Origin of the sequence: Phocaeicola coprophilus DSM 18228 = JCM 13818 (genome assembly GCF_000157915.1) — a bacterium.
GTDB lineage: Bacteria > Bacteroidota > Bacteroidia > Bacteroidales > Bacteroidaceae > Phocaeicola > Phocaeicola coprophilus.
In genome coordinates this window covers 19,733-32,816 of the sequence record NZ_EQ973638.1, presented here as the reverse complement: position 1 = coordinate 32,816, position 13,084 = coordinate 19,733, and the positions used below count along the sequence as shown (strand labels likewise).

Below are 13,084 nucleotides of genomic sequence, written 5' to 3'. Positions count from 1 at the left end.
TTTGTATAGTGAAATGAAAGAATATCTTGCTTCGGATTGTTATTTCGGAGCCTTCCGATACAGATAGATTGCTATAAACAGATAAAGAATGTTCGGAATCCATACAGCCAGATTAGGCGGTACGTTTCCATTAATGGCAAAAGTAGACGAAATGGTCTGGAACAGGATGTAAGAGAAACTTAGTCCGATTCCGATACCCAGGTGCAGTCCCATACCTCCTTTCCGTTTCTGGGAAGAAAGAGAAAGCCCGATGACGGTCAGGATAAAGGCGGCAAAGGAAGTGGCAATACGCTTGTAATATTCCACTTCGAAAATCTTGATATTCGCAAATCCGCGCTTCTTCTGCTTGTCAATATATTCTCTCAGCTGCGGGCTGGTCATGGTTTCCTGCTGTCCGCGTGTAATCAGAAAGTCCTGAGGTTCCATATTGATGATGGAATCCATGCGGTCGCCCCGGGTTATGGTTTCACGCATCCCCTTCATTTCCCGGATCATGTAGTCGCGGATGATCCATTTATGTACTGTTGCCGTATCATAGGTTACCCGTCTCGCCGTCAGGTGAGAAACCAGCTTGTGGTCTTCAAACTTGTCGAGTGAGAAACGGTAGCCTGTCCGGTTGTAGTCCTCGTAGCGTTCCATGTATGCAATGACTCCGCTGTCAACTTCCAGCTGGATGTTGCGTACATAATCTACCTTCTTCTTGTTTTTGTACACCTGCTCAAACTTCAGTCGGGTAACACTTCCGGTCGGGATAACTTCCGTACTCAGGATATAGGTCACCAATGCAATGATTCCGGCCGAGATCATATAGGGCACCATCAGCCTCTTGAAGCTCATACCCGTAGAGAACATGGCGATAATTTCGGAATTCTCTGCCAGTTTGGAGGTGAAAAAGATGACGGCAATGAAGACAAACAGGGGACTGAAGAGGTTGGTATAATAGGGTATGAAATTCAGGTAGTAATCGAATACGATTGCTTTCAGCGGTGCCTTGTTGTTGATGAAGTCATCGATATTTTCATTGATATCAAATACGACAGCGATGGAGATGATCAAAGCAATGGCAAAGAAGTAAGTACCCAGAAACTTGATGATGATGTATTTGTCAAGTCTCTTCAACCATTTTTTCTTAAACAGGTTTGTCTTCATTGTTCGTTCTCTTGGTTTCTAACTTTAGTTCCTGAATTTACAGACGGGTGGACAACCGTTTCACCATAGCAGGCTTCCAGGTAGAGAAGTCACCGGCAATGATGTGTTTTCTTGCTTCGCCGACCAGCCACAGGTAGAAGGCCAGGTTATGGATGGAAGCAATCTGCATGGCCAGCAGTTCCTGAGCATGGAACAGGTGGCGCAGGTAAGCACGGCTGTACATCGTATCAACATAGGATGCTCCGTCGGCTTCGATAGGAGAGTAGTCGTTTTCCCATTTCTTGTTGCGCATGTTCATGATGCCATCCTTAGTGAACAACATACCGTTACGGCCGTTACGGGTCGGCATGACACAGTCGAACATGTCCACACCCCGTTCGATACCTTCCAGGATATTGATGGGAGTACCCACACCCATCAGATAGCGGGGACGGTCGGTGGGAAGTATTTCGTTGACAACTTCGATCATTTCGTACATCTTCTCGGTAGGTTCACCTACTGCCAGTCCGCCGATCGCATTTCCGTCGGCATTCTTCGATGCAATGTATTCGGCCGATCGCTTACGCAGATCCGGATAGACACATCCTTGCACGATGGGGAAGAGTGACTGGTTGTAACCATATTTAGGCTCTGTCTCGTTGAACCGTGTCAGGCAGCGGTCCAGCCAGCGGTGAGTCATCTCCATAGACTTCCGGGCATATTCGTAATCAGCGGTACCCGGTGTACATTCATCGAAAGCCATCATGATATCAGCTCCGATGGTACGCTCAATGTCCATAACCCTTTCCGGAGTAAACAGGTGTTTCGAGCCGTCAATGTGAGAGCGGAACTCAACACCTTCTTCGCGCATCTTGCGGATGCCGGAGAGAGAGAACACCTGAAAGCCTCCACTGTCGGTCAGCATCGGGCGGTCAAAGCCGTTGAACTTGTGCAGTCCTCCGGCTCCTTCGATGATGTCCAGTCCCGGACGTAAATAAAGGTGATAGGTATTTCCCAGAATGATCTGGGCTTTGATGTCGTCTTTCAGCTCATGCAGGTGCACACCTTTCACGGTGCCCAGTGTTCCTACCGGCATAAAGATGGGGGTTTCGATCTGGCCGTGGTCGGTTGTGATCAGACCCGCCCGCGCATTGGAGCGCGGGTCTGTATATTGGAGTTCAAACGTCATGTTACTGTTTTTTGGAGTCTTTTTCTTCTTTAGTTTGGGTAAAGTCAATGGCATCTGCCACCTTTTCGTTGGTCAGGGCCAGCTTGAGCACCTCTTTGATATCCTTCACATAGTGGAAAGTCAGTCCGTTCAGATAGATCGGCTGTATTTCCTCAATATTCTTGCGGTTCTCTTCGCACAGGATGATATCCTTGATACCAGCCCGTTTGGCAGCCAGGATCTTTTCCTTGATACCTCCGACCGGAAGAACTTTTCCGCGAAGGGTTATCTCGCCGGTCATGGCCAGATTGGCTTTGACCTTGCGCTGGGTGAGTGCCGACGCCAGTGAAGTGACCATGGTGATTCCGGCAGAAGGTCCGTCCTTGGGGATTGCTCCTTCCGGAACGTGGATATGGATATTCCAGTTGTCGAAGATATCTTCCGGTAGATCCAGCATGTGGCTGTGTGCCTTCAGGTATTCTACGGCCAGCATGGCAGATTCTTTCATGACATCACCCAGATTTCCGGTCAGGGTAAGCTTGCCGCCCTTTCCTTTGCTGAGACTGGTTTCTACAAACAGGATTTCACCTCCTACGGCAGTCCAGGCCAGTCCGGTTACCACACCGGCATATTCATTGCCCTGATACTTGTCGCGTGAATATTCCGGAGCGCCCAGATATTGTCTGATGTCTGCCGGCTTCAGTTCGTGCTGGCCGGTGAATTTGTCGCTTGCGATTTCCAGGGCAATCTTACGCATTACCTTGCTGATCTTCTTTTCCAGTTCACGTACACCGCTTTCCCGGGTATGATTCTCAATGATGTATTCGATGGCAGCCTTGGTAAACTTGACATGTTCTTTTTTCAGTCCGTTGGCATCCATCTCTTTCGGAATCAGGTGACGGCGGGCAATCTCGATTTTTTCTTCGGTGATATATCCGCTTACCTCGATCAGCTCCATACGGTCCAGCAGCGGGGTAGGGATCGTAGCCAGATTGTTGGCCGTGGCGATGAACATCACTTTTGACAAGTCATAATCCATGTCGATATAATTGTCGTGGAACGTGTTGTTCTGTTCCGGATCCAGTACTTCCAGCATGGCAGAGCTCGGATCTCCCCGGTGATCACTTCCCAGTTTGTCGATTTCATCCAGAATGATGACCGGGTTGGACGTTTCTGCCTTGATCAGGCTTTTGATGATACGTCCCGGCATGGCACCGATGTAAGTCTTGCGGTGTCCGCGGATTTCAGCTTCATCGTGTACACCTCCCAGTGACATTCGGACGTACTTCCGTTTCAGGGCCGCAGCAATGGAACGTCCCAGAGAAGTTTTTCCGACTCCCGGAGGACCATACAGGCAGATGATCGGAGATTTCAGGTCGTTCTTCAGTTTCAATACAGCCAGATGTTCCAGAATACGTTCTTTTACCTTTTCCAGTCCATAATGGTCTTTGTTCAGCACCTTTTCGGCATTGGGTATGTTGATGACATCGTCCGTGTAAACATCCCACGGAAGTGCCAGCAGAGTCTGAAGGTAAGTCAGCTGCACGTTGTAGTCCGGAGACTGCGGGTTGATCCGTTCCAGTTTGCTTACTTCTTTTTCGAAAGTTTCGCCCACTTCGCGTCTCCATTTCTTGTGGCTGGCCTTTTCTCTCAGTTCTTCCACCTCATCATTCTGTCCGTTGCCCAGCTCGTCCTGAATATTCTTGATCTGCTGTTGCAGGAAATATTCACGCTGCTGGCGATCCAGATCTTCGCGAGTACGCATCTGGATATTCTGTTTGAGAGTAGCCAGCTGCACTTCCTTGTTCAGCACCTGAATCAGCCGGTAAAGGCGGTCTTTCAGATTGTTGATGCAAAGCAGGGCATAACGGTCTTCCTGCGAGAACGGGAAGTTCGTACAGATGAAGTTGACCAGGATCTCCGGTTCGTCCAGGTTCTTGATGGCAAAAGCCGTATCCGGACTCATTCTTTCCGATGCTTCTACATATTTGGTGCTCAGTTCACGGCATGTATCCATCAGGGCTTTCATCTCGTCGGACTTCTCTACCTGCATGTCTTCCTCAATGAGGCTGACTTTACCTTGCAGGTAAGGACGGGTAGCCGTGATTTCGTCCAGATTTACCTTGGGACCATTGGACTGGAGAATAACAGTCGTATTGCCTCCCGGCATTTCAAAAATACGCAGAACTTTACCGATCACAGCTACGGGGTAAAGATCTTTAAAGCCGGGAGCCTCCACCTCGCTCACTTTTTGAGTCGTGATGACGATGGAAGATTTTTTCTTCAAGGCGGTATTCACCAGCTTGAGCGTACTTTGTCTGCCTACAGTGACAGGCATAACCACCGATGGGAACATTATCAGATTGCGGAGAGTCATGACAGGAAATACCTGATCCAGCTCCTCCTTGGTAACTTCCACAGGGTTGGTATCTATTTCGGCTAACATTGAAATGTCCTCATTCTCTGTTTTCATCAAAATCTGATCTTTTCTATTTTTCTTTATCATACTTCTTTTAATACCGTCTATAATCAAACGTAAGGGGTACTTCACCCCAAAAACGTCTGCAAAGTTAATCATTCCACTCTGAATTTGGAAAAACATTTGTGCCAAATACAGATTATATAACTAAATATCCTGCATTTTGTTGGAGGATTCGGAAGTGATTTGTTATTTTTGACGACATTTTTGAAAAAAGAGAAACAAGAATATGCCTAATCCTTATTTTAAATTCAAGCAATTTACGGTTTGTCACGACCGTTGTGCCATGAAGGTCGGCACCGACGGAGTGCTGGTCGGGGCATGGGCAGAGTTGCCTGAGGAGGGGCGCGTGCTGGATCTAGGAACCGGAACCGGCCTGATCGCCTTGATGGCAGCCCAGCGCTGCCAGGCTCCGGTGTGTGGTATTGATGTGGATGAAGCCGCGGTGGAGCAGGCTTTGGAAAACGTGGCAGCTTCTCCCTGGGCCGACCGGATCCGGATATGGAAACAGGATGTGCGGGAGATGTGGGCGGAAACGGATGGCGTGTTTGATGCGATTGTTTCCAACCCTCCTTATTTTACGGAGAAGGTGTTGTGCCCTGACCGGCAAAGGAATGCGGCCCGCCATACGGACGGACTGGATTTTGACGAATTGCTTGAAGCGGTATGCCGCCTGCTGACAGAACGGGGAGTCTTCTCTGTCGTTCTGCCTTCGGATGCCGGACGGGACTTTATAGGCCTGGCCTTGCGCCATCGCCTGTATTTAAAACGTCAGACCTGGGTGCATACCAAACCGGGAATAGCTCCCAAGCGGGTATTGATGGCATTTACGAAGGAACTGGTTCCGTCCAGTGAAACAGATCATCTGACAATTGAAACGGAACCTCGCGTGCATAGTCCGGAATATCTTGCTCTGGTAAAGGATTTCTATCTTTACCTTTGATGCCGGCAGATCCTTATCCTCTTTTGGCCAGCCGGCGCAGAATGTGCTGGTTTAATTTCAGAAGCTGCCGGTGCTTGCTTGCAATGGTTGAAGTAATGGGGCGCATGCCGATAAATTCAGTGATGTGATGCAGCACGTTTAACGGAATGGTGTCGTTATGTCCCTTCAGGGGTGCTACGACATGCAGGCCCTGATGAATGATTTCCACTTCAAGGTTTTTTCCTCCCTGTGCCGGATCGCCGTCAAAATGGAAAACCCCTTCCTGCGAACGGTGAATCGTGATTTTTTTCTCACGCATGGTCTTGATACGGCTGTTTTGATCCAGTGTCCGGTTGAAGAGCTGGAAAGAGAGCGCCGGGACATCCAATACGGTGAAAGGTTCCAGCACTGTGATATCCATCATTCCGTCAGTCAGAGAAGCCTGAGGAGCAATGTAGGCATTATTTCCGTATTGGGAAGCATTTGCGCAGGCTATGAGAAAAGCTTTATAGCGGGCGGTGCCTGACGCGTTCTCTATTTCGTAAGTTTCCGGCTGGTAGGTGAGACTCTCGTGCAATGTATTCTCCAGATAAGTCAGCAAACCTCTTTTTCCTGAATCGGAAAATTTCAGACTGACAAAAGCATCGAATCCGACTCCGCAGGTACAGAAAAAAGGGTGACCGTCAATGATCCCGTAATCAATGGTTCTGACAGTTCCGGCATTAATGACGTCCAGTGCCTTGCGGGCAATCATCGGAATGTTCAAATGACGGGCCAGGCCGTTTCCGGAACCGCAGGGAATGATTCCCATGGCTGTCCGGGTATGAATGAGTGCACGGCCGATTTCATTGATGGTGCCGTCTCCTCCGACAGCAACAACAATGTCGACCCCATCCCTGGCAGCTTCGGCAGCTATCTGGGAGGCATGTCCGGCATATTGGGTGCGTTGGATGGAATAGTCATATTTAGAATGGTCAATCTTTTCCTCGATCAGCTGTGGAATTGTTTCTTTGCTGTGAGTTCCGGAAATGGGATTGACGATGAAAATAATTTTTTTTTTCAGGCTCATGTCTCTTTTCTAGCTTGGTTTCGGAGTACAAAAATAATATTATTTGCTTGAAAAATCCTTTTTTGGACTGATAATTGACATGGAAACGTTTTTTTTTGAGTATTTTGCGTCTGGGTCTGGAGAAATTATTATCTTTGCGCGTCATTTTAAACAAGCTTGAATTATCAAAATATAATTTAAAGGAGCCGGAGTGGCTTCCAATATTTAAATATGGGAATATTACAAGACAGATTAAGTAAATTCAGACTGCCTCAGATGTATATGGAAAGAGGCGTGTATCCTTATTTTCGTGAAATAGACAGTGCACAGAACACTGAAGTGATGATGGACGGAAAGAAGGTGCTGATGTTTGGGTCCAATTCGTACATGGGGTTAACTTATGACAAGAGAATCATTGATGCTGCTATTGCTGCAACCCAGAAGTACGGTACAGGTTGTGCAGGTTCACGATTGCTGAACGGAACATTGGACATTCACATTAAACTGGAAAAGGAACTGGCTGAGTTCGTTGGAAAAGATGAATCTCTGTGCTTTTCTACCGGTTTTACAGTAAACGAAGGAGTTATTCCCCAGTTGGTCGGACGTGGAGACTACATTATTTGCGATGACCGTGATCATGCTTCTATCGTTGACGGTCGCCGTCTCTCTTTCGCTACTCAGCTGAAATACAAGCATAATGACATGGATGCGCTGGAGAAGGAGTTGCAGAAATGCGAACCTGATGCTTTGAAGCTCATTGTTGTAGACAGCGTATTCTCTATGGAAGGTGATTTGGCGAATTTGCCTGAAATCGTTCGCCTGAAGAAAAAATACAATGCCAGCGTTTACGTAGACGAAGCTCATGGTCTGGGTGTGTTCGGACGTAACGGACGCGGTGTATGTGACCATTTCGGACTGACTGACGAAATTGATCTGATTATGGGTACATTCAGTAAGTCTCTGGCTTCTATCGGCGGTTTCGTTGCCGGTGACAAGGATGTAATCAACTGGCTGCGCCACAATGCCCGTTCTTATATCTTCCAGGCCAGCAATACTCCGGCTGCAACAGCTGCGGCTATCGAGGCTCTTCATATCCTGAAGACTGAACCGGAACGTCAGGAAAACCTCTGGAAGATCACTAACTACGCATTGAAGCGTTTCCGTGACGCCGGATTTGAAATCGGTGATACGGAAAGCCCGATCATTCCGCTGTATGTTCGTGACACAGACAAGACTTTCGAAGTAACCAAGCTGGCTTTTGATGAAGGCGTATTTATCAATCCGGTTATCCCGCCTGCTTGTCATCCGCAGGATACACTGGTACGTTTCGCGCTGATGGCTACACATACTCAAGACCAGGTGGATTTTGCTATCGATAAACTGGTGAAGTGTTTCAAGCAATTGGATATCTTGAAATAAGATAAAGGGCAGATGACTTTCTGAAGAAGTTTTCTGTTTCCTGAATAAAAGTTCCACGGATTTGCATGGAGAAGACTCGGGTCTTGTGCAGATTCGTGGAACTTTGTATTTTGACGGACTGAAATAACAGTATATACCTTATTTATATATAGAAGCCTTATGATACTGAATGAAAGAGACTGTCGGCATGAGCAGGTGATACAGATTGCTCAGCTGATGATGACGGCGGCCCGTACGGCACCCAAAGCAAAGGGAGTGGATATTATCGAGGTGGCGCTGGTGACGGAAAGTAATCTTCGGATTTTATCGGAAACCATGAAACAGATGTATGAAGATAATGGTTTCAAGTTTTTCCTTCGTGATGCGGACAATATTCTGGAAGCGGAGTGTGTTGTGCTGATCGGAACGCGTGAACATCCGCAGGGACTGAATTGTGGATACTGCGGCTATGCGGCATGTGGAGAACGGGAAGACGGAGTTCCTTGTGCGATCAATAGTGTGGATTTGGGGATTGCTCTTGGATCAGCCTGCTCGGTGGCTGCTGATCATCGGGTAGATACGCGAATCATGTTTTCGGCAGGTCTGGCTGCCCGGCAGCTGGACTGGTTGGATGGATGCACCCAGGTATATGCTATTCCGGTGAGTGCATCCTCAAAAAATCCGTTTTTTGACCGTAAGCCTAAATCAGAATAAATTTTTCTACGACATGGGCAACGCCGTCTTCTTCATTGGAAAGAGTGATGAAGTCGGCGTTTTCTTTTACGACCTTCTGTGCGTTGGCCATGGCAACCCCCAGTCCGGCGTATTGGATCATTGAAAGATCGTTGAATCCGTCTCCGACAGCAATCATTTCATCCTTGGTCATTCCCAGTTTTTCCAGAAGCACAGAAAGAGAACGGGCCTTGTCAATACCTTTCGGAACGAGTTCCAGGAAGTAGGGCTCTGAGCGGAATACTCCCATACGATCCTTTAAATGCTCGTACATTTCCTTCTCGAGCAAGGCAAGCCGGGTAGGTTCACCGACAATCAGACATTTTGCAATAGGATGATGTATTGCTTTAAGGAAATTGTCTACCTTTTTGATCTTCATTACATTAAGCAATGCTTCCTTAAGCACGTATTCATCTTCCGGATTTTCCGTAAGCACATATTCTCCGTCGTAGCTGACGATGGCAAAATGATTATCCTTTGCGCACTGGTAGAGATAAGGAAGAACTTCCGGGTCTAATACGTTCTTGTACATCAGTTCCCGGGTTTTCCAGTCGATGATTTCTCCTCCGTTGTAGGCCAGGATATAACCTTCGTACCGTTGCATTTCCAGCTTTTCAGCCAGAGGAACAATTCCATAGGTAGGACGTCCCGAGGCCAGAACAAGTTTTACTCCCTTCTTCTGGGCTTCAATCAGGGAAAGGCGTGTGCGGTCAGTGATTTCTTTTCGGTTGTTTGTCAGGGTTCCGTCAAGGTCAAGTACTAATAGTTTATATTTCATATAATTCTTGAAAACTTAATGATTTCATGCGCAAAGATAGTACAATATCCGAAGTTTTTCAGTATATTTCGGGGTAAACTAATGAAAAGGAGATGAACGGAATGGAATTATACGGAGATTTTGCTTTGAGACTGCTGGTTGCTGGTCTGATGGGAGTTGCTATCGGGCTGGAGCGCGAGTATCGGGCAAAGGAAGCAGGCTATCGGACTCATTTTCTGGTGGCACTGGGAAGCGCGCTGATGATGATTGTTTCGCAATATGGCTTTACGGAGGTTCTGAAAGCCGACCTGGTCCGCCTGGACCCGAGCCGTATTGCAGCTCAGGTGGTCAGCGGTATCGGTTTCATTGGTGCGGGCACCATCATCCTGCAAAAGCAGATTGTGCGTGGACTGACGACCGCGGCCGGTATCTGGGCTACGTCGGGAATCGGACTGGCCATCGGGGCAGGGATGTATATGGTTGGAATTCTGAGTACCTTGTTTGCGCTTGCCGGTCTGGAAGTGCTGAGTGTGTGTTTCAAGAGTATGGGTATGCGTAATATGATGGTGGAGTTTTTAACCAGAAGCGAAGAGTCTCTCAAGCAGGTGACGGAAATTTTCCGGTCGAAAGATTATATCATCGTTTCCTATGAGATGAAAGAATATCCCACACCGGATCAGGGAATGGTTTATCAGGTTTCGATGGTGATCAAGGCGAAACGGATGAATGAGGAAGGGCTGCTGTTGCTGTTACTGCAGGATTTTCCGGATGTTACCGTGAAAAAGATTCTTTAGCGAAGAACTGTCTCGCAACCTTTGGGAGAGGATGAAAGGCGCTTCCAAAAAGCTTTCGGCGTTTTGTCTAAAACGTCGAATCGTTTTGGCTGAAAGGCCGAAACGTTTTTGAAAAAGCTGGGCGGCTTTTCCCGGGAAACAAAACAGATGCAGGCCGGTTGATCTCCGCGTGGAAGATACGGGTCTGCATCTGTGTGGGGTAATAGAGTGACATTGCCAGAAAATAATCAGCCGATGTACACATTGACATGCAAGAAAAGGCGGTCATGATTCTGATCCATGTCGAAATCTATTTTGTCTTCACGTGCAAGCCATCCGATGGCAGCGTTCAACTCTCGATCTGATAAGCCGGTTGCAGCTTTTAAATCTTCATACTCCCAATGGGCGTTGTCTTTCAATATATTCCAGACGATGCCGGCATTTGTTCCGATTTGATTCTTGTCCATTTTTCTGTTTTTTTTAATGAGTGAATGATATTTTGCATAATCTTCCTAGCAAAAATAAAAAAATACTTCATTCAATAGCTGAAAGTAAGGCATTTTATTAGTCAGGAGCGCCAAGTTTTAATGTATTTTAGTAGTCGGTGTGAAGTTCTCGTTACGATCCTGCTATATTTTTGTCCCTGATTGGCTGCATTTCCATTTTTTTCTGCTACCTTTGCAGGAAGCAAACAAGACTAAAAACGGTTATGAAAAGAAACAAGATAAACTGGACGGTTCCTAAAGGCGCGGAACTGACCGAACTGGACAAGAAAGTGCTTTACTGGCAGAACAAAGGACATCTTGTTCCGAGACGCAGCCTTATCAAAACACCTGAACAGATTGAAGGAATCCGCCGCAGCGGTGTGGTGAATACCGGAGCACTGGATCTGGTGGCTCAGGAGATTCATGCAGGTATGAGTACGGCAGAAATCGATCAGCTGGTACATAATTACATCACTTCGCATGGAGGTATCCCCGCAACATTGGGATATGAAGGTTATCCGAAGAGCGTATGTACATCTATCAATGAAGTTGTGTGTCACGGAATTCCTTCTGAAGAGGAAATCCTGGAAGAAGGAGATATTATCAATGTCGATATTACAACTATTCTGGACGGCTATTATGCAGATGCTTCACGAATGTTTATTATCGGAAAGACTTCTCCTGAAAAAGAAAAGCTGGTTCGTGTGGCCAAAGAATGCCTGGAAATCGGAATGGAAGCAGCCAAACCTTTCTGTTTTGTGGGTGATATCGGCAATGCAATCCAGAAACATGCGCATAAGAACGGCTTTTCAGTCGTACGTGATCTTTGCGGTCATGGCGTAGGACTGGAATTCCATGAAGAACCTGATGTGGAACATTACGGAAAGAAGGGTACGGGTATGCTGCTTGTACCGGGTATGGTGTTCACCATCGAGCCGATGATCAACATGGGAACGTGGGAGGTATTTATTGACGAAGAGGATGGCTGGACTGTCGTGACGGAAGATGAACTTCCTTCAGCACAGTGGGAGCATACTTTTGTGATGACTGAACACGGACTTGAAATATTGACTCATTAATGAATATATTATAAGGTAAGAACAATGGATCATATAATTATATTAGGTATAGAATCCTCCTGTGATGATACTTCTGCAGCCGTTATCAAGGATGGCGTTCTTCTGTCGAATGTAACTGCCAGCCAGGCTGTGCATGAAGCATACGGGGGCGTTGTTCCTGAACTGGCTTCGCGTGCGCATCAGCAGAATATCGTTCCGGTGGTGAGTGAAGCTCTTAAACGGGCGGGAGTGAGTAAGGATGAACTGAGCGCGGTTGCTTTTACGCGTGGGCCGGGTCTGATGGGTTCTTTGCTTGTCGGCGTATCCTTCGCCAAGGGCTTTGCCCGTGCATTGGGAATTCCTATGGTGGAGGTTAACCACCTGCAAGGCCACGTGTTAGCTCATTTCATTAAAGAACCGGATGAAGTTCACGCTTCTCCTAAATTCCCTTTCCTTTGTCTGCTGGTATCTGGCGGAAACTCTCAGATTATCCGTGTGAATGCCTATAATGACATGGAAGTGCTGGGACAGACGATTGATGATGCAGCCGGAGAAGCCATTGACAAATGCTCGAAAGTAATGGGACTGGGTTATCCCGGCGGACCGATCATTGATAAGCTGGCACGTCAGGGAAATCCGAAGGCTTATACATTCAGCAAGCCGCATATTCCGGGTTATGCCTACAGCTTCAGTGGGCTGAAGACTTCTTTCCTGTATTCGTTGAGAGACTGGATGAAGGATGATCCGGATTTCATCGAACATCATAAGGTGGACCTTGCTGCATCTCTTGAGCATACCATTGTGGATATCTTGATGGAAAAGCTTCGCAAGGCAGTGAAGGATACGGGAATTAATGAAGTGGCGGTAGCCGGCGGTGTTTCGGCGAATAACGGACTGCGCAATGCATTCCGGGAACATGCGGCCAAGTATGGATGGAACATCTATATCCCGAAGTTCGGATATACGACCGATAATGCGGCCATGATTGCCATGACAGGTTATTTCAAATATCAGGATAAAGACTTTTGCACGATAGACAAGCCTGCATATTCGCGGGTAAGCATTAAATAACACAAATTTTAAAAGTATTATGTCAGTAGAAACTAAAAAGCTAAGCAAGGAGATAAGTGAATTCT

The 13,084-nt window shown here is 47.1% G+C and carries 12 protein-coding genes; 6 read left to right on the top strand and 6 right to left on the bottom strand.

What is annotated here, in order from left to right:
* Window positions 1-39: 39 nt before the first annotated feature.
* From BACCOPRO_RS07355 to lon, 3 genes are read right to left on the bottom strand one after another with little or no spacing between them, the layout of a single operon-like run.
* Window positions 40-1,149 (bottom strand): LptF/LptG family permease, encoded by a 1,110-nt coding sequence (locus BACCOPRO_RS07355; RefSeq protein WP_008142336.1) that lies wholly within the window; start codon window positions 1,147-1,149, stop codon window positions 40-42.
* A gap of 37 nt (window positions 1,150-1,186) precedes the next feature.
* Entirely contained in the window at window positions 1,187-2,317 is a 1,131-nt protein-coding gene (gene tgt, locus BACCOPRO_RS07350) for a tRNA guanosine(34) transglycosylase Tgt (RefSeq protein ID WP_022278244.1), read from the bottom strand.
* Window position 2,318: 1 nt separating this feature from the next.
* Entirely contained in the window at window positions 2,319-4,802 is a 2,484-nt protein-coding gene (lon, locus tag BACCOPRO_RS07345; RefSeq protein ID WP_040311304.1) for an endopeptidase La, read from the bottom strand.
* A 202-nt stretch (window positions 4,803-5,004) separates the two neighbouring features.
* On the opposite strand from lon, the gene BACCOPRO_RS07340 reads away from it, so the two are divergent.
* Complete coding sequence (locus BACCOPRO_RS07340) at window positions 5,005-5,718, top strand: tRNA1(Val) (adenine(37)-N6)-methyltransferase (protein ID WP_008142333.1); 714 nt, start codon at window positions 5,005-5,007, stop codon at window positions 5,716-5,718.
* Between the two features lie 13 nt (window positions 5,719-5,731).
* On the opposite strand, the gene BACCOPRO_RS07335 is transcribed toward BACCOPRO_RS07340, so the two are convergent.
* Entirely contained in the window at window positions 5,732-6,766 is a 1,035-nt protein-coding gene (locus BACCOPRO_RS07335; protein ID WP_008142331.1) for a diacylglycerol/lipid kinase family protein, read from the bottom strand.
* Between the two features lie 210 nt (window positions 6,767-6,976).
* Here BACCOPRO_RS07335 and spt point away from each other — a divergent pair, with 210 nt between their 5' ends.
* On the top strand, window positions 6,977-8,164 hold the full coding sequence (gene spt / locus BACCOPRO_RS07330) for a serine palmitoyltransferase (RefSeq protein ID WP_008142330.1): 1,188 nt from the start codon (window positions 6,977-6,979) through the stop codon (window positions 8,162-8,164).
* Window positions 8,165-8,323: 159 nt separating this feature from the next.
* Window positions 8,324-8,857: a ferredoxin domain-containing protein gene (locus tag BACCOPRO_RS07325; RefSeq protein ID WP_008142328.1), complete on the top strand. Its 534-nt coding sequence runs from the start codon at window positions 8,324-8,326 to the stop codon at window positions 8,855-8,857.
* On the opposite strand, the gene BACCOPRO_RS07320 is transcribed toward BACCOPRO_RS07325, so the two are convergent.
* On the bottom strand, window positions 8,844-9,653 hold the full coding sequence (locus BACCOPRO_RS07320; protein WP_008142326.1) for a Cof-type HAD-IIB family hydrolase: 810 nt from the start codon (window positions 9,651-9,653) through the stop codon (window positions 8,844-8,846). The genes BACCOPRO_RS07325 and BACCOPRO_RS07320 overlap by 14 nt on opposite strands.
* 101 nt (window positions 9,654-9,754) lie before the next feature.
* On the opposite strand from BACCOPRO_RS07320, the gene BACCOPRO_RS07315 reads away from it, so the two are divergent.
* The gene (locus BACCOPRO_RS07315; RefSeq protein ID WP_040311317.1) at window positions 9,755-10,426 is read left to right on the top strand and encodes an MgtC/SapB family protein; all 672 of its coding nucleotides are present in this window, start codon (window positions 9,755-9,757) and stop codon (window positions 10,424-10,426) included.
* 227 nt (window positions 10,427-10,653) lie between these two features.
* Here the strand turns inward: BACCOPRO_RS07315 and BACCOPRO_RS07310 are convergent, their stop codons facing one another.
* The gene (locus BACCOPRO_RS07310; RefSeq protein ID WP_008142322.1) at window positions 10,654-10,872 is read right to left on the bottom strand and encodes a winged helix-turn-helix domain-containing protein; all 219 of its coding nucleotides are present in this window, start codon (window positions 10,870-10,872) and stop codon (window positions 10,654-10,656) included.
* Window positions 10,873-11,114: 242 nt separating this feature from the next.
* Between BACCOPRO_RS07310 and map the strand changes: the two genes are divergently transcribed.
* Window positions 11,115-11,969 (top strand): type I methionyl aminopeptidase, encoded by an 855-nt coding sequence (gene map, locus BACCOPRO_RS07305; RefSeq protein ID WP_008142318.1) that lies wholly within the window; start codon window positions 11,115-11,117, stop codon window positions 11,967-11,969.
* 24 nt (window positions 11,970-11,993) lie between these two features.
* Window positions 11,994-13,019 carry a tRNA (adenosine(37)-N6)-threonylcarbamoyltransferase complex transferase subunit TsaD gene (gene tsaD / locus BACCOPRO_RS07300; RefSeq protein ID WP_008142316.1) on the top strand — a complete coding sequence of 342 codons (1,026 nt, stop codon included), beginning with the start codon at window positions 11,994-11,996 and terminating at the stop codon, window positions 13,017-13,019.
* Window positions 13,020-13,084 lie beyond the last annotated feature (65 nt).